General features: G+C 69.4%; 25 protein-coding genes. 9 read left to right on the forward strand and 16 right to left on the reverse strand.

The window, feature by feature from the left end:
- Positions 1 to 144: 144 nt before the first annotated feature.
- Positions 145 to 1,251, forward strand: coding sequence for a citrate synthase 2 (locus tag ABGB18_RS41875; protein ID WP_347701247.1), 1,107 nt, complete (start codon positions 145 to 147; stop codon positions 1,249 to 1,251).
- A 208-nt stretch (positions 1,252 to 1,459) separates the two neighbouring features.
- Complete coding sequence (serC, locus tag ABGB18_RS41880) at positions 1,460 to 2,569, forward strand: phosphoserine transaminase (RefSeq protein WP_347701248.1); 1,110 nt, start codon at positions 1,460 to 1,462, stop codon at positions 2,567 to 2,569.
- Positions 2,570 to 2,618: 49 nt separating this feature from the next.
- Here serC and ABGB18_RS41885 read toward each other — a convergent pair whose 3' ends face one another.
- From ABGB18_RS41885 to ABGB18_RS41920, 8 genes are all read right to left on the reverse strand, one after another.
- Complete coding sequence (locus tag ABGB18_RS41885; protein ID WP_347701249.1) at positions 2,619 to 3,248, reverse strand: rhomboid family intramembrane serine protease; 630 nt, start codon at positions 3,246 to 3,248, stop codon at positions 2,619 to 2,621.
- Positions 3,249 to 3,374: 126 nt separating this feature from the next.
- Positions 3,375 to 4,139 (reverse strand): crotonase/enoyl-CoA hydratase family protein, encoded by a 765-nt coding sequence (locus ABGB18_RS41890; RefSeq protein WP_347701250.1) that lies wholly within the window; start codon positions 4,137 to 4,139, stop codon positions 3,375 to 3,377.
- A gap of 6 nt (positions 4,140 to 4,145) precedes the next feature.
- Positions 4,146 to 4,919, reverse strand: a complete 774-nt coding sequence (locus ABGB18_RS41895; RefSeq protein WP_347701251.1) for an SDR family NAD(P)-dependent oxidoreductase — start codon at positions 4,917 to 4,919, stop codon at positions 4,146 to 4,148.
- A gap of 47 nt (positions 4,920 to 4,966) precedes the next feature.
- A complete protein-coding gene (locus ABGB18_RS41900; RefSeq protein ID WP_090946873.1) occupies positions 4,967 to 5,305 on the reverse strand; it encodes an STAS domain-containing protein in 339 nt (112 codons plus the stop codon).
- Between the two features lie 106 nt (positions 5,306 to 5,411).
- Positions 5,412 to 6,155, reverse strand: a complete 744-nt coding sequence (locus ABGB18_RS41905; protein WP_347701252.1) for an ABC transporter ATP-binding protein — start codon at positions 6,153 to 6,155, stop codon at positions 5,412 to 5,414.
- Positions 6,152 to 6,907 carry a cobalt ECF transporter T component CbiQ gene (gene cbiQ / locus ABGB18_RS41910; protein ID WP_347701253.1) on the reverse strand — a complete coding sequence of 252 codons (756 nt, stop codon included), beginning with the start codon at positions 6,905 to 6,907 and terminating at the stop codon, positions 6,152 to 6,154. Before cbiQ ends, ABGB18_RS41905 begins: the two co-directional genes overlap by 4 nt.
- Positions 6,908 to 6,910: 3 nt before the next feature.
- A complete protein-coding gene (locus ABGB18_RS41915) occupies positions 6,911 to 7,918 on the reverse strand; it encodes an energy-coupling factor ABC transporter permease (RefSeq protein WP_347701254.1) in 1,008 nt (335 codons plus the stop codon).
- Positions 7,919 to 7,994: 76 nt separating this feature from the next.
- Entirely contained in the window at positions 7,995 to 9,809 is a 1,815-nt protein-coding gene (locus tag ABGB18_RS41920; protein ID WP_347701255.1) for a glycosyltransferase family 2 protein, read from the reverse strand.
- Between the two features lie 333 nt (positions 9,810 to 10,142).
- Between ABGB18_RS41920 and ABGB18_RS41925 the strand changes: the two genes are divergently transcribed.
- The 3 genes from ABGB18_RS41925 (at position 10,143) to ABGB18_RS41935 (ending at position 12,077) form a co-directional block, all read left to right on the forward strand.
- Positions 10,143 to 10,502: a hypothetical protein gene (locus tag ABGB18_RS41925; RefSeq protein ID WP_347701256.1), complete on the forward strand. Its 360-nt coding sequence runs from the start codon at positions 10,143 to 10,145 to the stop codon at positions 10,500 to 10,502.
- Between the two features lie 18 nt (positions 10,503 to 10,520).
- Positions 10,521 to 10,889, forward strand: coding sequence for a ClpX C4-type zinc finger protein (locus ABGB18_RS41930; RefSeq protein WP_347701257.1), 369 nt, complete (start codon positions 10,521 to 10,523; stop codon positions 10,887 to 10,889).
- A 243-nt stretch (positions 10,890 to 11,132) separates the two neighbouring features.
- Positions 11,133 to 12,077, forward strand: a complete 945-nt coding sequence (locus tag ABGB18_RS41935; RefSeq protein ID WP_347701258.1) for a D-2-hydroxyacid dehydrogenase family protein — start codon at positions 11,133 to 11,135, stop codon at positions 12,075 to 12,077.
- Positions 12,078 to 12,083: 6 nt separating this feature from the next.
- Here the strand turns inward: ABGB18_RS41935 and ABGB18_RS41940 are convergent, their stop codons facing one another.
- From ABGB18_RS41940 to ABGB18_RS41950, 3 genes are all read right to left on the reverse strand, one after another.
- On the reverse strand, positions 12,084 to 12,212 hold the full coding sequence (locus ABGB18_RS41940) for a hypothetical protein (protein ID WP_347701259.1): 129 nt from the start codon (positions 12,210 to 12,212) through the stop codon (positions 12,084 to 12,086).
- Positions 12,213 to 12,215: 3 nt separating this feature from the next.
- The gene (locus tag ABGB18_RS41945) at positions 12,216 to 12,761 is read right to left on the reverse strand and encodes a dihydrofolate reductase family protein (RefSeq protein ID WP_347701260.1); all 546 of its coding nucleotides are present in this window, start codon (positions 12,759 to 12,761) and stop codon (positions 12,216 to 12,218) included.
- A 107-nt stretch (positions 12,762 to 12,868) separates the two neighbouring features.
- The gene (locus tag ABGB18_RS41950) at positions 12,869 to 13,366 is read right to left on the reverse strand and encodes an NUDIX domain-containing protein (protein ID WP_347701261.1); all 498 of its coding nucleotides are present in this window, start codon (positions 13,364 to 13,366) and stop codon (positions 12,869 to 12,871) included.
- 296 nt (positions 13,367 to 13,662) lie between these two features.
- On the opposite strand from ABGB18_RS41950, the gene ABGB18_RS41955 reads away from it, so the two are divergent.
- Positions 13,663 to 14,601, forward strand: coding sequence for a TIGR01777 family oxidoreductase (locus ABGB18_RS41955; protein WP_347701262.1), 939 nt, complete (start codon positions 13,663 to 13,665; stop codon positions 14,599 to 14,601).
- A gap of 2 nt (positions 14,602 to 14,603) precedes the next feature.
- Here ABGB18_RS41955 and ABGB18_RS41960 read toward each other — a convergent pair whose 3' ends face one another.
- A complete protein-coding gene (locus ABGB18_RS41960; RefSeq protein WP_347701263.1) occupies positions 14,604 to 14,930 on the reverse strand; it encodes a putative quinol monooxygenase in 327 nt (108 codons plus the stop codon).
- 59 nt (positions 14,931 to 14,989) lie between these two features.
- Between ABGB18_RS41960 and ABGB18_RS41965 the strand changes: the two genes are divergently transcribed.
- Both ABGB18_RS41965 and ABGB18_RS41970 read left to right on the forward strand, forming a co-directional pair.
- A complete protein-coding gene (locus tag ABGB18_RS41965; RefSeq protein WP_347701264.1) occupies positions 14,990 to 15,343 on the forward strand; it encodes an ArsR family transcriptional regulator in 354 nt (117 codons plus the stop codon).
- Between the two features lie 140 nt (positions 15,344 to 15,483).
- On the forward strand, positions 15,484 to 15,750 hold the full coding sequence (locus tag ABGB18_RS41970) for a hypothetical protein (protein ID WP_347701265.1): 267 nt from the start codon (positions 15,484 to 15,486) through the stop codon (positions 15,748 to 15,750).
- A gap of 32 nt (positions 15,751 to 15,782) precedes the next feature.
- On the opposite strand, the gene ABGB18_RS41975 is transcribed toward ABGB18_RS41970, so the two are convergent.
- From ABGB18_RS41975 to ABGB18_RS41990, 4 genes are all read right to left on the reverse strand, one after another.
- Positions 15,783 to 16,718 (reverse strand): metallophosphoesterase, encoded by a 936-nt coding sequence (locus ABGB18_RS41975; protein WP_347701266.1) that lies wholly within the window; start codon positions 16,716 to 16,718, stop codon positions 15,783 to 15,785.
- Between the two features lie 71 nt (positions 16,719 to 16,789).
- Positions 16,790 to 17,884, reverse strand: coding sequence for a hypothetical protein (locus ABGB18_RS41980; protein WP_347701267.1), 1,095 nt, complete (start codon positions 17,882 to 17,884; stop codon positions 16,790 to 16,792).
- Positions 17,885 to 17,975: 91 nt separating this feature from the next.
- Positions 17,976 to 18,494, reverse strand: a complete 519-nt coding sequence (locus ABGB18_RS41985) for a hypothetical protein (protein ID WP_347701268.1) — start codon at positions 18,492 to 18,494, stop codon at positions 17,976 to 17,978.
- A gap of 9 nt (positions 18,495 to 18,503) precedes the next feature.
- Positions 18,504 to 19,205 (reverse strand): HAD family hydrolase, encoded by a 702-nt coding sequence (locus tag ABGB18_RS41990; protein ID WP_347701269.1) that lies wholly within the window; start codon positions 19,203 to 19,205, stop codon positions 18,504 to 18,506.
- Between ABGB18_RS41990 and ABGB18_RS41995 the strand changes: the two genes are divergently transcribed.
- A complete protein-coding gene (locus tag ABGB18_RS41995; RefSeq protein WP_347701270.1) occupies positions 19,114 to 19,452 on the forward strand; it encodes a tyrosine-type recombinase/integrase in 339 nt (112 codons plus the stop codon). The genes ABGB18_RS41990 and ABGB18_RS41995 overlap by 92 nt on opposite strands.
- The last annotated feature ends 271 nt before the right edge of the window (positions 19,453 to 19,723 follow it).

Here is a 19,723-nt window from a genome sequence, read left to right on the forward strand (position 1 = left end):
TGCACCCCCCTCACCAGCGGGTTTGTCCTTACGGCGGGTCCAGAGACCGACCATGACCAGGGAGGGGGTTAAATTGACCCGCCGGTATCTCGACATCAAGGCATCGCGTTGCCGAAACATGGCAAGAAAGGGAGGCGGCCGAGCATGTCCGACTTCAAACCCGGACTCGAAGGCGTCGTAGCTTTCGAAACCGAGATCGCGGAACCGGACAAAGAAGGGGGCGCCCTGCGATACCGGGGCGTCGACATCGAAGAGCTGGTCGGCCACGTCCCGTTCGGGGCTGTCTGGGGCCTGCTGGTCGACAACGCGTTCCAGCCGGGTCTACCCCCGGCGGAGCCGTACCCCATCCCTGTCCACTCCGGTGACATCCGCGTCGACGTGCAGAGTGCGCTGGCCATGCTGGCCCCCGCCTACGGGTTCAGGGCCCTGCACGACATCAGTGATGAGGAGGCCCGCGACCAGCTCGCCCGCGCCTCCGTGATGGCTCTTTCGTTCGTGGCGCAGTCCGCGCGCGGCCTCGGCCTGCCGATGGTGCCGCAGAGCCGGGTCGACGAGGCCGGGACCATCGTCGAACGCTTCATGGTCCGCTGGCGCGGTGAGCCTGATCCCAAGCACGTCAAGGCCATCGACGCCTACTGGACCTCCGCGGCCGAGCACGGCATGAACGCCTCCACGTTCACCGCCCGCGTCATCGCCTCCACCGGGGCCGACGTGGCCGCCGCGCTCTCCGGCGCCGTGGGCGCCATGTCAGGCCCGCTGCACGGCGGCGCCCCCGCGCGCGTGCTGCACATGATCGAGGGCGTCGAGCAGACCGGCGACGCCAAGAAGTACGTCCAGAGCGAGCTCGACAAGGGCAACCGGCTCATGGGCTTCGGCCACCGCGTCTATCGCGCCGAGGACCCACGCGCCCGCGTGCTGCGCCGTACCGCCAAGGAGCTCGGCGCGCCGCGTTACGAGGTCGCCGCGGCGCTGGAGCAGGCCGCGCTGGAGGAGCTGCACGCCCGCAAGCCCGACCGGGTGCTCGCCACGAACGTCGAATACTGGGCGGCCGTGGTGCTCGACTTCGCCGAGGTGCCCTCGCACATGTTCACCTCGATGTTCACCTGCGCCCGCACGGCCGGCTGGGCCGCCCACATCCTGGAGCAGAAGCGCACGGGCAGGCTGGTCCGCCCCAGCGCCACCTACACCGGCCCCTCCTCGCGCCCGCTCGGTGAGGTGCCGGGAGCCGACGCGGTGGCCGACAAGTTCTGATCCCCCCGCGGCTACCGCGCGGCCCGCGCCGCGCGGTAGCCCGCCCCCGGGCTCCGGCTGATCATCATCCCGAGCTCATGCCCGGCGGCCCGTCAAGCCCGTCCCGTCGGCTCCCTCCTGACCTGGCGCGGTCCGAGGGGAAAGTTTCACCGTCTCAGAACCCGGACCGCGTACAAGCCATCGCAGCGCGCTCGGTAGGCTCCATTACGTGGCTGACATCGTGATTCCCGCTGACATCAAGCCCGCCGACGGCCGATTCGGCTGCGGGCCCTCGAAGGTTCGCACCGAGCAACTGGCCGCGCTCGCCGCCTCCGGTGCGAGCGTCATGGGCACGTCCCACCGCCAGAAGCCGGTCAAGAGCCTGGTCGGCCGCGTACGCTCCGGGCTCGCCGACCTGTTCTCGCTGCCCGAGGGCTACCAGGTCGTGCTGGGCAACGGCGGCACGACCGCGTTCTGGGACATCGCCGCCTTCGGGCTCATCCGCGACAAGTCGCAGCACCTGTCGTTCGGGGAGTTCTCCTCGAAGTTCGCCACGGTGACCAAGAAGGCGCCCTGGCTGGCCGACCCGAGCGTCATCAAGTCCGAGGCCGGCAGCCACCCGGCGGCCGTCGCCGAGGACGGCGTGGACGCCTACGCGCTCACCCACAACGAGACCTCGACCGGCGTCGCGATGCCGATCAAGCGCGTGGGCGGCGACGACTCGCTGGTGCTCGTGGACGCCACCTCCGGCGCCGGCGGCCTGCCCGTCGACCTCGCCGAGACCGACGTCTACTACTTCGCCCCGCAGAAGAGCTTCGCCTCCGACGGCGGCCTGTGGATCGCGATCATGTCGCCGCGCGCCCTGGCCAGGGTCGAGGAGATCGCCGCGACCGGCCGCTTCGTGCCGGAGTTCTTCAGCCTGCCGGTCGCGATCGACAACTCCGCCAAGGACCAGACCTACAACACCCCGGCCGTGGCGACGCTGTTCCTGCTGGCCGACCAGCTCGACTGGATGAACTCGAACGGCGGCCTGGCCTGGACCACCGCCCGCACGGCCGACTCCAGCCAGCGCCTCTACACGTGGGCCGACAAGTCGTCCTACGCCACGCCGTTCGCCGCTCCCGAGTTCCGCTCGCAGGTGGTCGGCACGATCGACTTCGCCGACGGCGTCGACGCCGCCGAGGTGGCCAAGGTGCTGCGCGCCAACGGCATCGTCGACACCGAGCCCTACCGCAAGCTGGGCCGCAACCAGCTTCGCATCGCGATGTTCCCGGCCGTCGACCCGGCCGACATCGAGGCGCTGACGGTCTGCATCGACCACGTGGTCGAGCGCCTCTGACTCATCTGAAGGGGGGGAGGGCGAAGAACGCCCTCCCCCCTTTTGCCTGTCAGTACGCGCTCGCGGGCGGCAGGGCCCGCTTGCGGCGCAGCACCCAGCTGGCCACCACCCCGCCGATGAGCCCGAACAGGTGCCCCTGCCAGGAGATGCCCTGCTGGTTGGGCAGCAGGCCGGCCAGGATCCCGTAGTAGGCGATGCCCACGCCGACCGCGATGGCGATGTCGAGCAGGCGGCGGTCGAACAGCCCGCGCGCCAGGATGTAGCCGAAGTAGCCGAAGACCAGGCCGCTCGCCCCCACCGTGTAGACGCCCGGGCTGGTCAGCCAGGTGCCGAAGCCGCCGATGAGGATGATCAGCCCGCTGGCCCAGAGGAACTTGCGCAGGTCGCGCAGCCCGGCCAGGAAGCCCAGGACCAGCAGCGGCAGCGAGTTGGCCATGAGATGGCCGAATCCGCCGTGCAGGAACGGCGCGAACAGGATGCCGACCAGCCCGTCCGGCTCCCACCCGACGATGCCGAACTCCCGGTCGAGCGCGCCGTTGAGGAAGAAGTCGACACCCTCGACCGCCCACATCACGCTGAGCATCGCGACCACGATGATGAGCGCGCTCAACGCACCGGAAAGGAGGGCGCCGGCGCCGCGCTTGGCCGAGTCGAACCTGGAACCCGAATAGTCGCTCATGCGCTCTCCCGGTACGTCGTCACCTCTCCTTACCGTACGCAGGAAGGGCTATGCGCGCGCTAAAAGAGCCCCTCCCGCTCCCCGCGGGAACCGGGAGACCCGTCACCGCGGGAACCGGGAGGCCCGTCACTCGCCCTTCCACTGGGGCGCGCGCTTCTCGGCGAAGGCGGCGGCACCCTCCATGGCGTCCTTGGAGCCGAAGACCGGGCCGATGATCGCGCTCTGCTTCTTGAACATCTCCTCCTGCGACCAGTCCTGCGACTCGATGATCACGCGCTTGGTCGCGGCCAGCGCCAGCGGGGCGTTGGCGGCGACCTTACGGGCCAGTTCGAGCGCGCCCTCCAGCGCCTGGCCCGGCTCGGTGATCCGGTTGACCAGGCCCAGCTCGTGCAGGCGGGAGGCGGGGTAGTGCTCGCCGGTCAGGGCGATCTCCATGGCCACGTGGTACGGGATCCGGCGCGGCAGCCGCATGATGCCGCCCGCGCCCGCCACCAGCCCGCGCCTGGGCTCCGGCAGGCCGAACGTGGCCGCGGTGGAGGCCACGATGAGGTCGCAGGCCAGGGCCAGCTCGAAGCCGCCCGCCAGGGCGTAACCCTCCACGGCGGCCACCAGCGGCTTCTTCGGCGGCGCCTCGGTCAGCCCGCCGAACCCGCGCCCCTCCACCACGGGGAAGTCACCGCTCAGGAATCCCTTGAGGTCCATCCCCGCGGAAAAGGTGCCCTCGGCGCCAGTAAGGACATAAGCGGAAATATCGGGCCGGGCGTCCAGCGCGTCCAGTGCGTCGGCGATCCCCCGCGCCACCGCCCCGTTGACGGCGTTGCGCGCCCTGGGCCGGTTGATCGTGATGACCGCGACGTTGCCCGACTCCTCGATGAGCACTTCGTCAGACACGAGACCTCACTTGGGCTGGAAACGGATGCCGCCGTCGAAGCGGACGACCTCGGCGTTCATGTAGTCGTTCTCGATCAGCGAGCGCACCAGGTGCGCGAACTCGTCGGCCCGCCCCATGCGCTTGGGGAACACCACCGGCGCCACCAGCTTGGCCTTGAACTCGTCGGCGTTGGCCGAGAAGCCGTAGATGGGGGTGTCGATGATGCCGGGGCAGATCGTGTTCACGCGTACGCCGATGGCCGACAGGTCGCGCGCCGCGGGCACCGTCATGCCCACGATGCCGCCCTTGGAGGCCGAGTACGCCAACTGCCCCGTCTGCCCCTCCAGCGCGGCCACGGACGCCGTGTTGATCACCACGCCGCGCTGCCCGTCGGCGTCGGCCGGCTCGGTCTTGGCGATCGCCGCCGCGGCGATGCGCATGAGGTTGAACGTGCCGATCAGGTTGACCTCGATGACCTTGCGGTAGGAGGCCAGGTTGTGCGGGTTGCCCTCGCGGTTGACCGTGCGCTCGGCCCAGCCGATGCCGGCACTGTTGACGACCACGCGCAGCGGCTTGCCGGTGGCCACGGCGGCCTCCACCGCCGCCTGCACCTGCTCGTCGTCCGCCACGTCCGTCTTGGCGAAGACCCCGCCGAGCTCGTCGGCCACGGCCTTGCCGCGCTCCTCGTTGAGGTCGGCGACGACCACGGTGGCGCCGGCGCGGGCCAGCTCGCGGGCCGTCGCCTCGCCCAGCCCGCTGGCACCGCCGGAGATGATTGCTGCAGATCCGTTCACGTCCATATCCCGGACCTTAGCCGCCTACCGAATGAAGTTCTACTCGGGGGCGGTTAAATCTCCCCCACAGCGCTGTCCACGTCGGAATACACCTTGATCCGCCGGTCCAGCCCGGTCGTCCGGAGAATGCGCGCCACCGGCGCCTGGGGCGCCGCCAGGGACACGCCGCCGCCCTCCCCCGTGGCGAGGCGCCAGGCCTCGATCAACACCGACAGACCGCTGGAATCCATGAACGACAGCTGCTGCAGATCGAGCACGAGCCTGGCGCCGTCCTGCTTGATGGCGTCACGCACCTCGTCGCGCAGAAACGGCGCGGTGAACAGGTCAAGCTCTCCCTCAACGGCCACCACCACGGCATCGCCCAGGGCGTGTCGCGCAAGCCGCAGCTTCATTTGGCCCCTCCTCGATGAGCCACTGTACTTCGACATCCCCGGGTACCGGGCACGGACAAACCATGAAGAAGCCGATAGATCAGGACAAGGCAGGCGCAAATGGCTCTCAAACCGCGGGAATGGCGAAGCCGTACGGGAGTTCCAGGCGGTGCGCGGCCAGCAAATCGGCGTCCGAGAGCAGCTCCCGGGTGGGGCCGTCCGCGGCGATCACCCCGCCGGAGAGGATCAGCGCGCGCTCGCACAACTCCATCGCGTACGGAAGATCGTGCGTCACCATGAGCACCGTCACCTCCAGGGAGCGCAGGATCTCGGCCAGCTCCCTGCGGGCCGCCGGGTCCAGGTTGGAGGAGGGCTCGTCGAGCACCAGGATCTCCGGCGCCATCGCCAGCACCGTGGCCACCGCCACCCGGCGCCGCTGCCCGAACGACAGGTGGTGCGGCGGCCGGTCGGCGGCCGCCAGCATGCCGACCCGGTCCAGCGCGTCCTTGACCACCCGGTCCAGCTCCTCGCCCCGCAGCCCCGCGTTGGCCGGGCCGAAGGCCACGTCGTCCCGGACCGTGGGCATGAAGAGCTGGTCGTCGGGATCCTGGAACACCAGGCCGACGCGCTGCCTGATCTCCTTGAGCGTGTCCTTGCGCACCGGGGTGCCTGCCACGGTCACACTGCCGTGCCCGGCGGTGAGAATGCCGTTGAGGTGCATGACGAGGGTGGTCTTGCCGGCACCGTTCGGGCCGAGCAGGGCCACCCGCTCGCCGCGGGCGATCGACAGGTCCACGCCGAACAGCGCCTGCGTGCCGTCGGGATAGGCGTAGGCGAGCTGTTCGACTTCCAGGGAGTTGACAGGGGTCACAGGGCGAGTCCCAACACTGCGAGGGCGACGGCGGGCAGGGCGAGCGCGGCGCCCCACTGTTTTACGGACGCCGACATATCCTGAATTATTGGCATCTGACCCGAGTATCCCCGGCTCAGCATCGCGAGGTGCACCCGCTCCCCCCGCTCGTACGAGCGGATGAACAACGCCCCCGCGGACCTGGCGATCACCGGGACCTGCCGGAAGTCGCGCGCCTCGAACCCGCGTGACTCCCTGGCCACCCGCATCCGCCGCATCTCGTCCACGATCACGTCCAGATAACGCAGCATGAACATGGCGATCTGCACCAGCAGGCTCGGCAGCCGCAGCCGCTGGGCCCCGACGAGGATCGCCCGCGGCTCCGTGGTGGCCGCCAGCAGCACCGAGGCGATCACCCCGAGCGTGGCCTTGGCCAGGATGTTCCAGGCCGCCCAGAGCCCCGGCACGCTCAGCGAGACCCCCAGCACCGTGGTCCGCTCCCCCATCCCGATGATCGGGATGAGGAACGCGAACACCACGAACGGCAGCTCGATCGCCATCCGCCGCAGGACGTACGCCGCAGGCACCCGCGCGACCGCCGCCACCGCCATCAGCAGGACGGCGTAGCCGGCGAACGCCCAGAAGCGCTCGCGCGGCGTGGCCACCACCACGACGGCGAAGGCGAGCACGGCCAGCAGCTTGCACTGCGGCGGCAGCCGGTGCACGACGGAGTCACCCGGCCGGTAGAGCCGGTGATGATGCCCAGCGCCCACGAATCACACCTTGATCTTGTTCCGACCCCGCGAGGCGTAGGCCACCGCGCCGGCGATGAGCAGCACGAGCCCGACGCCGACGATCCCGGCCACGCCCACGGGGATCCCACCGACCTCACCGTAGTCGGCCAGCGCCCACGAGCCGAGCAGGTGGTCGGACGCCTGGCCGAGGAAGCCCTTGTTCTCGGCCACCGCCTCCAGCCCGTCGGGGGAGGAGGAGGCGAAGAAGGACACGAGCCCGGCCAGCACCAGGGTCACGCCGAGGCCGCCGAGCAGGAACGGCTTGAGCCGGCGGGTGGCCACGACCGGCTCGGGCGCGCCGACGGCCGTGCTCTCGCCCTCGGCACCGCGCAGGATCAGCGGCCGGGCCAGGCCGCGGGCGCCGTACACGAGGTCGGGGCGCACGGCGAGCACCGCTCCCACGGTCAGCGCCGTGATCACGGCCTCGCCGAGGCCGATCAGCACGTGCACGCCGCCCATCGCGGCCGCCACCGCCATCGGGTCGATCGGCGCGGTCCCGCCGATGGCGAACAGCACGGAGAACACCAGCGCGGCGGCGGGCACGGACACCAGCGCGGCCAGGAACGCCGCCGCCGTGATCCCGCCCCTGGTCCTGGCCACCCTGGTGATCAGCCGGAAGATCCCCCAGCCGACCAGCACGGTCACGAGGCCCATGATCGTGATGTTGACACCCAGCGCGGTCAGCCCGCCGTCGGCGAAGAAGACGCCCTGCACCAGCAGCACGACGGCCATGCACAACACGCCGGTATAGGGCCCGACGAGTATGGACGCCAGCGCGCCGCCCAGCAGATGGCCGCTGGTTCCCGCGGCGACGGGGAAGTTCAGCATCTGGACGGCGAAGATGAAGGCCGCGACCAGCCCGGCCATGGGCGCGGTCCGGTCGTCGAGCTCACGCCGCGCGCCACGCAGGCAGACAGCCACCCCGGCGGCCGCGACGGCTCCGGCTGAGATGGACGTGGCCGCGTTGAAGAAGCCATCGGGTACGTGCACGACTCTGCCTCCACATGGAACCGACGCAAACGCTCCTACCTTAGGACATCGTCTTGCACCTGCATATAGATGGCAATTACTGCATGATTCTTCTCACGATGGTCCTGGCCGTGAGCCGCCGCACCACCGCACTCAACCTCCCCTTCCCCGACGTCGCGTACGGCCGCACGCTCCGCAGCAGGGCCACCCACCACCACTTGCGCGGCGCGGCCACCGTCTTCGCGTCGGTCTCGATCCTGAACCGCGCGGGCGGCCCGCCCAGATCCAGCTCCAGGTAGGCGTCCCAGGTGCCGGGCGGGAACCGGCCCACGGCCGACCCGGCCGCGAACCCGCCCTCCGGCAACGCCAGCACCTTCTCCGGCCGCTCCCGTCCTGTGCGCCGCTCGCGCCAGACGACCCGCCTGAGCGCCGAGCTCGCCGGAGCGGCGCCGGCCACCTTGATCTCCCCATCGACGAGCAGCCGCTGCCCCAGCCCCCACCGGGTCCTGATCAGCCTGGCCGAACCCGGCACGGCCATCACGTGCCCGCCGACGTCGATGCTCAGGTTGCCGTTGTCCCGGGTGAAGTAGGGCAGGGCCGCGACGCCGTCGAGCAGCCGGGGCGGCGGGCGGGTGACGCCGCTGTCGCGATCCGCGCCCAGCCTGCCGACCCGCACCACGCCCTCGATCTCGACGGCCACCCGCAGGTCCCAGACCCCGGAGCCGAGCGCGGCCACGTTCACCCGGGCGGTGAAGTCGCCGCCCGCCCGCTCGGCCGCGACGACCAGCTCGGCGCCCGGGTCGTGCCGCGGGCGCAGCACCACGGCCACGCCGTCGTCCCTGCTGATGCCGTCGAGCCGGGCGGCGCCCGCGACCACCAGGTCGTCCCCCTCCCAGCGCAGCCCGGTCAGCCGGCGGCGCACGGTGGCGTTCTCGATGCGGGCCAGGCGCACGAGCCGGTCGATGTCGTCCAGCGCGTTCGCCCGCTGCCGGTCGATGCTGTTGAGCCGCTCGTGCACGCCGGGTGTGTACCACTCGTCACAGAGCACCGCCACCTCACGCGCGATGTCCTTGCGCCGTACGTCGTCGCTCTCCAGGAACGCGGTCCCGAGCTGGGCGAAGATGTCCAGCCGGAAGTGCCTGCGCAGCAGGTGGTCGCGGAGCGGGCCGGGCTCGACGTGCGCGGCCATGAGCCGGATCGGCCCCCGGATCATGGCCAGCCAGGCGAGCGGGTCGCGGCTGTCGGCCCGCTGCATGATGCTGCTGCCGTCGGGCCTGGACACCAGGTGGTAACAGTCGTAGTCGGCCACCACGGAGATCGCCCCGGCGTGGCAGTAGGCGTGCACGCTGAACAGGATGTCCTCGCCGACCGGCATCCCCTCACCGAACCTGATGCGGTGGCGTTCGAGCAGCTCGCGCCGGAACAGCTTGAAGCAGCTCAGGCTGTTGTAGACGGTGCCGGTGTCGAGCTCCGCCCGGTCGGCGCTGTGCTGGAACATCGAGGCCGGGGCCCGCCTGCCGTGTCCCACGATCTTGCCGAGCACGATGTCGGAGCCGTTCCTGTCGGCCACGGCGACCATGCGCTCCAGCGCCTCGGGGCCGAGGTAGTCGTCGGCGTCGCAGAAGAAGACGTACCGGCCGGTGGCGTGCTCGATGCCGACGTTGCGCGGCCGGCCCGGCCCGCCGCTGGCCGCGATGTGGACGACCTTGACGATGGCCGGATGATAGGTGGCGTAGAGGTCGAGCAGCTCGCCGCTGCCGTCGGTGGAGCCGTCGTCGACCACCACGATCTGCTTCTTCACCCGCTGTATCAGCGCCGCGGTCAGGCATCGGTCCAGGTAGGACCGGCAGTTGTGCGCGGGGATGACGACGCTGACGTCCACCGCGTCGTCATCGTTCCCCGTCGTTGACATCGCCACCACCGCCGCCGCTCAAGAGTCACGTTGCGCTGTCATTCGATTTCAGTATGTGACGAGCGCGCGTCCTCATGGGGGCCGATCGGACGTCTTCGTCCCCGGCTTTTGCTATCAACCGGCGATTCATCGCATTCCACCGACCGGCGGCGACAATGCCGCCAAATACCATATTTAACCCGCGCCGAATAGCCTTCGGGGAAGAGGATTTTCCTCTTGGGCATAGAAATCTCCACACCGGGGTCGCTCAGTTACACCGCGCCGTTCCCGGTGATCCTGGCGACGGGGTCGCGCGTCTACAGTTAGGCAACCTTGACCGGGAGGTGGCGCGAAATGGGATCAGATCTCCGCGGGTGGATGACGGAGGGCTCGGCCGTGCAAACGGCGGAGTTCATCGTCTCCTCGGCTCGGCTGGGAGAGCTGTACGAGTGCTCCGCCCTGCTCCGCCGGACCAGAATGCGGGCGGAGGAGATCGTGGACGAGGCCCACGCGTTGCTGGCCGAGGCCGAGCAGGGGGGCGACGCGGAGCGCGTCCTGAGCGCGCGCGATCAGCTCGAACAGGCGCGGGCGGCCTACCGCAAGGTGCTGATCGCCTACGTGACGCTCTGCAACAAGATCACCGAGGAGCGGCGAGCCATCCTGCGGACGCAGATGGAACTGGATCGCCGATCAGACTTGTCAGGAGCCGCCTGACGGGCCTATCGTCAGGGCATGCCTGACGACTGGAAGGAAAAACTCCACTGTTCCTTCTGCCACAAGAAGAGCGGGGAAGTGAACAAGCTGATTGCCGGTCCCGGCGTACACATTTGTGACATGTGCATCGGGCTGTGCAACGAAATCCTGGAGGAGGAACGGCGCGCCCAGACCACCGAGCCTCGTCTTCCGGCGTGGGAGAGCATGAGCGAGCAGCAGATTCTCGACCACCTGCCGAAAATCGCCGCCGTGCAGGCGCAGGTCGACGACAACCTGCGGGACTGGGTCGGCCACCTGCGCAGCCGGGACGTGAGCTGGGAACGCATCGGAGGGGCGCTCGGCATGACGCGGCAATCCGCATGGGAACGTTTCAGGAGCGAGACGTAATCTGTAAACCGTTGTTACTCCTGGGGCGTCTCATGGTCAGGGAGGCCAACCATGTACGCCCTAGACGGTCTCACCACATCCGGACTTGACGAGCTCCGGCTCGAACTGATGCTGATCCTGGCTCTGCATGAAGAAGCGGAGCGGCTGGCAGCCGAATGAGCGGGCTCCAGCTCCCCGGTACGGCCGGGGAGCTGGAGCAGGGGGTCGGCCCGGTGCGCCCGGCGCGGCGTAAGATGCCGGACCATGCTGCGATGTGCCGTTCTGGATGACTATCAGGGAGTCGCTCTCGGCCTGGCCGACTGGTCCAAGGTGCGGGCCACGAGCTTCCGCGAGCACTTCGCCGACCAGGACGCACTGGTGGCCGCCCTGCTCGACCACGAGATCGTGGTCATCATGCGGGAGCGTACGCCGTTCACCGCCGAGCTGTTCGCGCGGCTGCCCAAGCTGCGGCTGCTGGTCACCTCGGGGATGCGCAACGCCGCCGTCGACCTGGACGCCGCGCGGGCCCACGGGGTCACGGTGTGCGGCACGGCCAGCGGCTCCACCCCGCCGGTCGAGCTGACCTGGGCGCTGATCCTCGGCCTGACCCGCCACCTGCTCCCCGAGGCCGGCGCCATGCGCTCCGGCGGGCCGTGGCAGAGCACGCTCGGCACCGACCTGCACGGCCGCACCCTCGGGCTGCTCGGGCTCGGCAAGATCGGCTCCCGGGTGGCGGAGGTCGGGCGGGCGTTCGGCATGGACGTGGTGGCGTGGAGCCGGCACCTCACCGAGGAGCGCGCCACGGCCGCCGGCGCGCGGCTGGCCGCCTCGAAGGAGGAGTTGCTGTCCGGGTCGGACATCGTGTCCGTGCATCTCGTGCTGAGCGAGCGGACCCGGGGGCTGGTCGGCGAGCGCGAGCTGGCCCTGATGCGGCCCACCGCCTACCTGGTCAACACGGCGCGGGCGGCGATCGTGGACCAGGACGCGCTGGTGTCGGCCCTGTCGGCGGGGCGGATCGCGGGGGCCGGGCTGGACGTGTTCGAGGTCGAGCCGCTGCCCGCCGGCCATGCCTTCCGCAGGTTGCCGAACGTGCTGGCCACGCCGCACCTGGGCTATGTGAGCGAGCTCAACTACCGGACCTATTTCCGCGAGGCCGTCGAGGACATCGAGGCGTTCCTGGACCAGGCCCCGATCCGCCGGCTGGCGTAGGGTTCCTCACCTGTTCCTGGCGCGGAAGGCCGCTGTCTTGACGCGGTTCTGGCAGGCCGTGGCCGCGGTGTCGAGGTCGTCCGCGGCGACGGCGGCGAAGACCGTACGCAGGCGGGCGGCGACCGCCGCGGGCACCGGTCAGCCGGCGTCCGGGACGTAGGTCAGGTTGAGCACGCCGGTCTGGAACGTCTCGGACTCGACCAGCTTCAGCGGGTGCGTCGGGGTGTCCTCGAACAACCGCCGGCCCCGGCCGACGGCGATCGGGTGGACGAGCAGCTTCAGCTCGTCGAGCAGCCCGTTGGCGAGGAGCCAGCGCACCGTCGTCGCGGAGCCGGACATCTGGATGTCGCCGTCGATCTGCTCCTTGAGCGCGTGCAGCTCGGCCGCGACGTCACCCCGGATGACGGTGGTGTTCTGCCAGTCCGCCTGCTGCAGGGTGCTCGACACGACGTACTTGCGGGTGTCGTTGAGGGCCTTGGCGACCTCCGGGTCGCTGTCCGTGGACGTCCAGTACGAGGACCACTCCTCGTAGAGCCTGCGGCCCATCAGCATCGCCGCCGCGCTCCGCATGCCCGCCTCGACCACGGCGCCCATCTCGTCGTTCCAGTACGGGAAATGCCACTGGTCCGGGGACTCCACCACTCCGTCAAGGGAGATGAAGAAGCTGGAAACGATCTTGGCCATGGGGCTGCTCTCCTGAATGTCGTACGTGACCTGCGAGTAGAGATTAAGCGGGGGCGAACCTGGAGGTCTTGTACAGAAACGACACCGGCCCCGGCCCCTCGCCCGGCTCAGCCCGAGCCGACCCGGCCGTTAGGGACGAAGCCGAGGTCGATCGGCCGCGCGGGTGGGCCGTCACGCCGTACGCCGGCCAGCAACTCCGGTAACTGCGGCGGCCACAACGGCTCCGTGTCACCGGACAGGTCGCCGGGCGTCCACCATCGCCAGCGCTGGATCCCGTCCGCCGCGTGGGCGGCCGAGAGCTCGCCGACCGGCTCGCGGCGAGGGGCCCGGCCGAGGTAGATGTGCTCATGCTGCCGGACGGGGACGCCTTCCCTCGTGTAGTCGTGTTCCCAGAGGCAGAGCAGGGCGCCGATCTCGATGTCAGTCCACCCGGTCTCCTCCCGCAGCTCGCGCCGGGCCGCCTGGAGCGTTGTCTCGCCCGGGTCCATCCCGCCGCCGGGCATCGACCAGTGGACGCCGACCTCCTCGTTGTCGTACCGGAACATGAAGATCGCTCCGGCGGGATCCAGCACCGCGACCCTGGCCGCCCGCCTGGGAATCCGCATCAGCACACCCTCTGTCGCTCTTCCGAAGAATCCGGCACCACCATTACACCCCCTGCCGGGTCCCATGTCCGAGTACACCGAGGCGGCGACGGGATCGGCCACGATCGCCGAGCCGCGGTCGGCGACGCCCGCTCCCATGGACGCGGTTCACCGCGGTCGTGATCGTCCTGGCCACCTCTGCAGGTCGCGGGCCCCCCGTGTCGCCGAACCTGCCGACGGGGCGGCTCTGTGTCCGACCGCACTGCTGAACGCGTTCAAATCGGAGCTAGGCTCGTACCGACACCTGGGGGTATCTGATGAAGATAGTGATCCCTGGCGGCACCGGGCAGGTGGGCGCGATCGTCAAGCAGGCGCTGGCCGCCACAGGACATGACGTGGTGGTCCTGACCAGAAGGCCGCCGCGTGACCGTGAGGTCCACTGGGACGGCGCGACCCTGGGACCGTGGGCGAAGGAGATCGACGGCAGCGACGTCGTGGTCAACCTGGCCGGACGAAGCGTCAACTGCCGCTACACCCCGGCCAATCTGCGGGACATGATGGATTCCCGGGTGGACTCCACCCGGGTCGTGGGCGAGGCGATCGCCGCCGCCGCCCGGCCGCCCCGGGTCTGGCTGCAGATGAGCACCGCCACCATCTACGCCCACCGTTTCGACGCGCCCAACGACGAGGCGACCGGCGTGCTCGGTGGCGCCGAATCCGGCGTTCCGGGCTACTGGGCCTACAGCGTCAAAATCGCCAAAGCGTGGGAGCGGACGCAGGAACAGGCCGAAACCCCGTACACGCGCAAGGTCAGCATGCGCGCCGCCATGGTGATGAGTCCCGATCGTGGCGGCGTCTTCGACGCCCTGCTCCGGATGGCGCGACTTGGCCTCGGCGGGCCGGTCGCGGGCGGCGCCCAGTACGTGTCCTGGATCCACGACCGCGACTTCGTCCGCGCCGTCGAGTTCCTGGCCGACCGGGACGACCTCGCCGGCCCGGTCAACCTCGCCGCCCCCGCTCCCCTGCCGCAGCGCACGTTCATGCGCGTGCTGCGTGCCGCGTGGGGCGCTCCGGCGGGCTTGCCCACGACGAAATGGATGGCCGAGCTGGGCGCGTTCGTGCTGCGCTCGGATACCGAGCTCCTGCTGAAAAGCCGCAGGGTCGTCCCGGGCCGTCTGCTGGAGGCCGGCTTCACCTTCGCCCACGCGCAGTGGCCACAGGCCGCCGACGACCTCGTACGGCGCGTACGCGGGTGAGCTCAGCCCTTCGCGGTGAGGGGCGTCATCCAGTGGATCTCCAGGTCCTCGCGCAGGTAATCCATCCGGGTTCGCTGGAACCGGACGAGGTCGGCCTGGGCAAGGTGCCTGAGCAGGTCCTCCCTGGAGCGCCACAGCTCGTAGAAGACCAGCGTGGTGGGGTCGGCGGCGTCCCGGTGGACCTGGTACTGCCAGGCGCCCGGCTCGGCCCGGGTCGGCTCGACGAACGACAGCAGCAGGCGTTCCAGGTCCTCGGCGCGCTCGGGGCGGGGGCGGGCGAACCCGTACAGGCCGATGGGCCCGGTTCCCCCAGGTACGACAATGTTCATACCTATGGACGTTATCCATGCTCAAGGTATGATGCAAGTCGTACCTTGAGGAGGAGGACATGGATCTCGGCAAGGTGTTCGCCGCGCTCGCCGACGGGTCCCGGCGGCGGATGGTGGCCGAACTCGCGGCCGATCCCGAGGATCGGGAGCGCGCCTGCGGCTCGTTCGACCTGCCGGTGAAGAAGGCCACCCGCACCCATCACTTCCGGATCCTGCGCGAGGCGGGCCTGGTCGCGCAGCGCGATCACGGCAACGGGAGCACGCTGAAGCTGCTCAGAAAGGACATCGAGCAGCACTTTCCGGGCCTGCTGCAACTCCTCGTCACCGAGCTGAGCCAACCGGGCGAAGGCACACGAGGGATGGACCGGCGTCAGCCATCTGCACCTCGTCAAGTCGGCGAACGCACTCATTAGCGCCCCAGAATGGGGAATCCCCGCCCGACAGCGGCAAGCGCGTTCAGAAGGGGCGGGAGGTCCGTCTGATCCAGCCCCTCGATCTCGAAGCGTTTCCCGTCCTCGCTCGCGGAATCGACGAGCTTGAGATGCTTCGCCGGTTGGGTGCCGCTGCCGAGGACATCCGCGGCATCACCGACGAGGAGCACTCAACGCCTGAAGGCCCTCAGATCATCACCGCGCTCCAGATCGGCGACCGGGCCGTCGCCATCGAGGACACCGGCTGGCGTGGAGCCATCTCCGGGATCTCGGCACACGCACCCGCTCGCGCGGGCCTGTCGCCTGGCCGGTCCCATGCCCGCGGCGGACGAGTCCTGGCCGCCGCGAGCGGGAGCGCCACGCCCGGCGCAACCGAGGCCGGGCCGTGACGTCAGGCTGCCACTCGATGGCGGCCGGCGGTTCAGGCCGCTGGTACGGTCTGCTGCTCCCAGGAGAAGACCTCGGGTGACTTCGGCTTGACGGTGACGCGCAGCCACTGGCTCGCGGTGTCGCCGAACGTCTCCAGCCGGGTCAGGTTGGGCACGCCCGCGTAGTGGGGCTCCACCTCCTGGACATGCTCGTCGCCGTGCACGAGCAGCACCGGCTTGCCGTACGCACGGGAGCGCTCGATGATGCGCTCGCGGATCTCGGTGAAGCCGTCGCTCGCCGTGGGCTCGGCCTGCAGCATGAGCAGGACACCGGGGGCGTGCGTACGCTCGGCCGCATCGAAGGCCTCGTCGATCCAATCGAGCGCGGCGGCCTTGCGCGCCTCGTACTCCGCGAGCCGGGGCTCGGGCCGGTCGCCGCCGGGCAGTTCGTTCCACGGGGCCAGGCCGTTGGCGCTGCCGACCACGTGCGCGGTGGCGAAGACGACACGCTTCTCGGTGAAGCGCACGTTCTCGACGTAGTCGCTGTGCTCCCGGTCGCGGGCCTGGGTCTCGACCTTCATCGGGTGGCCGCCGAGGCTGCGCCCGGCCACCGGGTAGAAGATGCGGCGCACCGCCTCGAGCCGCTCCGTGGGCAGGAAGCCACCGGCCGCGGCACGGTGGCAGTCGGTCCAGTCGTTGTCGCCCGGGGTCAGCACGAAGGGGTCGTCGAAGGTCTGGTAGAGCTCCTTCGTCGCGGTCAGGTGGGCGTCCGCGCACGACGTGGAGCCGCTCTTGACGTCGCCCGCGTGCAGGATGAGCCGTACGTTCCCGTCGGCGTTGACGTCCTCGACCAGACGGGGGAATGCCGCCTCCTGCGCCTCACCGTAGGGGGTGTCGCCGAGCAGGGCGAAGGTGAAGGAAGGACCCTGGCCGGCGGCAGAGGCCGGGCCGGGTGAGACGACCCCGGCGGTCAAGGATGCGGCAACCATGGTGGCAGTGATGACAAAACTACGCATGTGACGATTTCCTACCACTCCCACCTCCACCCGGCGACAAATTACTATCGCCCCGGCGAACCTTGGCTGACGATTCTCGATCTGCCGAGCAGTGCCGGCCGACAAACCAAGGTCCGGAGGTACGCGGAACACGATCTAGCGCTGGCGGGCCGTGCCGCCTGCTGAGCCGGACCCGACGACGGCGGCCGGCTTCCGGCTGCCAAGGCCGAAGGCGAATCTGGTGGGGCCCCAACGCCGTACATCTCGTAGGTGGCCAGGCTCAGCGCGAACGACACGGTCCTGGTCAGCACGTACGGCAAAGGCCCGGCGCCGGCGTGCTCCAGGATGATCATGTGGATCATCCACGGCAGCGCCGCCCGCAGGGGGAGCACCACCAACTCCAGCACGAGGGCGTAGAGCACCGCGGCGGCCAGCCCTGCCACCATGCCCTTCGCGACCGGCGACGTCCCGGACAACCCGGCCACGCCGGCTGCTAGGGCGGCGCCGAAAGCGGCTCCGGCTGCGATGAAGCCCGACAGGGTGGTGGCGCCCGGGCTCTGGAAGATGTAGCCGTTGACTGTGCCCGACACCATCGCCGTGATCATCGCCGCGGCGGCTCCGCAGCCCAGAGCCAGGGCGATGCGCCCATTGCGGCGGGGCATCGGCGGCCGGCGTTCGCCGAGTGTGGCGAAACGTACCGCCATCGGGACCAGCATGAGCAGCACGATGGCGATCAGAAGCTGGACGCCCGACGTCAGCCGGGTGTCCAGCACGATCTGCGCGCTGATCAGGACGTGTGCCAGCGGGTCGGATACGACCGGATATTTCATGGCATGGGCGATGATGATGTCGGATTGGATGCCATAGAACGTCCGCGCGCTCAGCGTCACCACCGCTGCGATCAGCAACAGCGGCGCCAGCGCCGACCACAGGCCGTGCACCCGCGGCGCCCACACCCTCGCCACCCACCGCACCCAGACCCCCAGCAGCAGGCCCGTCACCGTCAGCACCACCAGCCCGGTGAGCTGCACCTGCCCGGGGAACGAGGCCAGCGCGTGGTCCGTCATCCTGCTCGGGGCCAGAACCCAGCCACTCGCCAGCCCCACGGCCAGGCCCAGCGGCACGTGCACGGCGTCGCTCTCCGCCCCCATGGCCGGCAACGCCCGCAATCCCAGCGTGACGGCCAGTAGCGGGCCGTCCGACCTGCCGATCCCTCATCTCAAAGCCAACCGGCAGGTCGTTCGTGGCTTCCTAGATCACCTGCCGCTCGACATCGCCTGAGGTAGTGCTCTCGTCGTCCACCACCATGAACGGTGTGTAGCCCAGTGGGAGCTCGGTCACTTGCAGGTCGGAGAACACCAGCGTGATGTCGTGGCCATTGGTCTCGAACCGCACCTCGTGGAAATCAGTGCCGACCGCCTCGGCCCACTCGCTCGCCCGCACCGAGTCTGCGACGATCTGGGCGCCGGGATAGAGCGCCTGCCACCTGACTCCCCACACGTACCCCTCAAGATCGTCACTGACAGGGTGGTCGAGTAGCCGGTCATCAAGCGATTTCCGCCACATATCTCGACGAACTGCGGTGCTCACGTTCGCTTCCACGCAGTATCGGAAGAGGTAGCGGACATGAGCGGGTGGGACCCCTGTGCGCGGATCGGCCGTCGCATAGATGATCATTTCGTAGTCGCGCATGTAGGGCGTGTACGCGTGATAGATAAGCGCCTGGTCGAACACGTCGTCCAGAGCCTGCTGGAGGGCCAGGACATCCATCTCTGCCTCCTACTCCGCCGCTGCGACCACAGCTGTCAGCTCGGCCATACGCTCAATCACCGCATCGGCTCCGGCCTGGGCAAGGACAACGTCCTTGCCTTCCTCGTCGGCGTAGGCGATGCTGCGTGCTCCAGCGTTCACTGCGGCTTCCATGTCGAACGCCGAGTCTCCGATCAGCACGGCCTCATCCGGCTGAACGTCGGCCAGTTCGCACGCTCGCAGCACCGACCTCGGGTGCGGTTTCATTTCAGCAGGATTGCCAACCGGGCGACCCACAACACCGGCCACCTCTTCAGCCAAACCGGCCCGGCCAAGGAACTTCTTGATGGCGGGCTCTGAGTTGTTGCTCACGATCACGACCGGTCGGCCCGTCTCGGCACAGGCTACCAGCAGCTCCCCCACCCCTGGCGTGATCTCGGCGGAGTCCGCGGCTTGGATCTCGTAGGCAATGATGGCGGCCTCGACCTTGTCCACCAGCTCGGGCGCGAAGTCCACTGTGCGGCGCAGGACCTTGAGCGGGTCGTCCAGGCTCCCAACGTCCGGGGGCAGCTCTGTGCCCAACTCCCGGAACAACTGCTTGAGCCCGTCGGCAACGATTGGCGCTGGGAGGCCAGCGAAGATGCGACATACCGGGCCGTCGGCGTCGAGCAGGACGGCTCGGGTCTGCCGGAAGATCTCGACCAGCGCGTCGGTCGGCAAGGTCGAGATCATCGACGTACCATGCGGGGCCACCCTCGACAGCAAGTGCCCGCCGTGCGCCAAACGGAACACGCCCATCGAACCGCGGAACCCCAACCGGGCCTTCGATGCCCACTGCAAGATCGCTCGTGTCCCGCGCATCCGCGTCCACGACACCCGGCACACATGTGCCTCGCTCCTCGCCGCTCTCGATGTCCACCCGCGCGTGGCAATGCGCATCCTTCGTCACTCGCAAATCTCTGTGACCATGAACGTGTAAACGCAGATCCCAAGTCCGGAAACCCGAAAGGCACTTGATCGACTTGCACTAAGCCTTGAGCCGCACGCCGACGACTAACGGCTCACTCGACTCAAAGCCGAAAGCCTCTCACGCTCTGCGAGAGGCTCTCGGCATGCTGAACGCACACATGCTCCATGATGTACCGTCGATCGATTCAACCGTCTGCGAGCCAGAGTCCCGCGAGCTGCCTCAGAGACCCCGGCATTCCCTCCGGGCAGACGCCGAGTTCCTCAGGGCAGTAGATTCCCCG

Source organism: Nonomuraea sp. B12E4 (assembly GCF_039871825.1).
In the GTDB taxonomy this organism is placed as follows: Bacteria; Actinomycetota; Actinomycetes; order Streptosporangiales; family Streptosporangiaceae; genus Nonomuraea.

Excerpts from the sequence above, each read along its gene's own strand:
- ABGB18_RS41920 (WP_347701255.1), bottom strand. The coding sequence starts at position 9,809 with ATGTCAACGACGGGGAACGATGACGACGCGGTGGACGTCAGCGTCGTC.
- ABGB18_RS41950 (WP_347701261.1), bottom strand. The coding sequence starts at position 13,366 with ATGCGGATTCCCAGGCGGGCGGCCAGGGTCGCGGTGCTGGATCCCGCC.
- ABGB18_RS41895 (WP_347701251.1), bottom strand. The coding sequence starts at position 4,919 with ATGGACGTGAACGGATCTGCAGCAATCATCTCCGGCGGTGCCAGCGGG.
- ABGB18_RS41990 (WP_347701269.1), bottom strand. The coding sequence starts at position 19,205 with ATGATCTCGACCTTGCCGACCGACGCGCTGGTCGAGATCTTCCGGCAG.
- ABGB18_RS41945 (WP_347701260.1), bottom strand. The coding sequence starts at position 12,761 with ATGGCCAAGATCGTTTCCAGCTTCTTCATCTCCCTTGACGGAGTGGTG.
- ABGB18_RS41900 (WP_090946873.1), bottom strand. The coding sequence starts at position 5,305 with ATGAAGCTGCGGCTTGCGCGACACGCCCTGGGCGATGCCGTGGTGGTG.
- ABGB18_RS41885 (WP_347701249.1), bottom strand. The coding sequence starts at position 3,248 with ATGAGCGACTATTCGGGTTCCAGGTTCGACTCGGCCAAGCGCGGCGCC.
- ABGB18_RS41975 (WP_347701266.1), bottom strand. The coding sequence starts at position 16,718 with ATGGTTGCCGCATCCTTGACCGCCGGGGTCGTCTCACCCGGCCCGGCC.
- ABGB18_RS41985 (WP_347701268.1), bottom strand. The coding sequence starts at position 18,494 with ATGGATGTCCTGGCCCTCCAGCAGGCTCTGGACGACGTGTTCGACCAG.
- ABGB18_RS41875 (WP_347701247.1), top strand. The coding sequence starts at position 145 with ATGTCCGACTTCAAACCCGGACTCGAAGGCGTCGTAGCTTTCGAAACC.
- ABGB18_RS41925 (WP_347701256.1), top strand. The coding sequence starts at position 10,143 with ATGGGATCAGATCTCCGCGGGTGGATGACGGAGGGCTCGGCCGTGCAA.
- ABGB18_RS41960 (WP_347701263.1), bottom strand. The coding sequence starts at position 14,930 with ATGAACATTGTCGTACCTGGGGGAACCGGGCCCATCGGCCTGTACGGG.
- ABGB18_RS41955 (WP_347701262.1), top strand. The coding sequence starts at position 13,663 with ATGAAGATAGTGATCCCTGGCGGCACCGGGCAGGTGGGCGCGATCGTC.
- ABGB18_RS41965 (WP_347701264.1), top strand. The coding sequence starts at position 14,990 with ATGGATCTCGGCAAGGTGTTCGCCGCGCTCGCCGACGGGTCCCGGCGG.
- ABGB18_RS41935 (WP_347701258.1), top strand. The coding sequence starts at position 11,133 with ATGCTGCGATGTGCCGTTCTGGATGACTATCAGGGAGTCGCTCTCGGC.
- ABGB18_RS41995 (WP_347701270.1), top strand. The coding sequence starts at position 19,114 with ATGCGACATACCGGGCCGTCGGCGTCGAGCAGGACGGCTCGGGTCTGC.
- ABGB18_RS41930 (WP_347701257.1), top strand. The coding sequence starts at position 10,521 with ATGCCTGACGACTGGAAGGAAAAACTCCACTGTTCCTTCTGCCACAAG.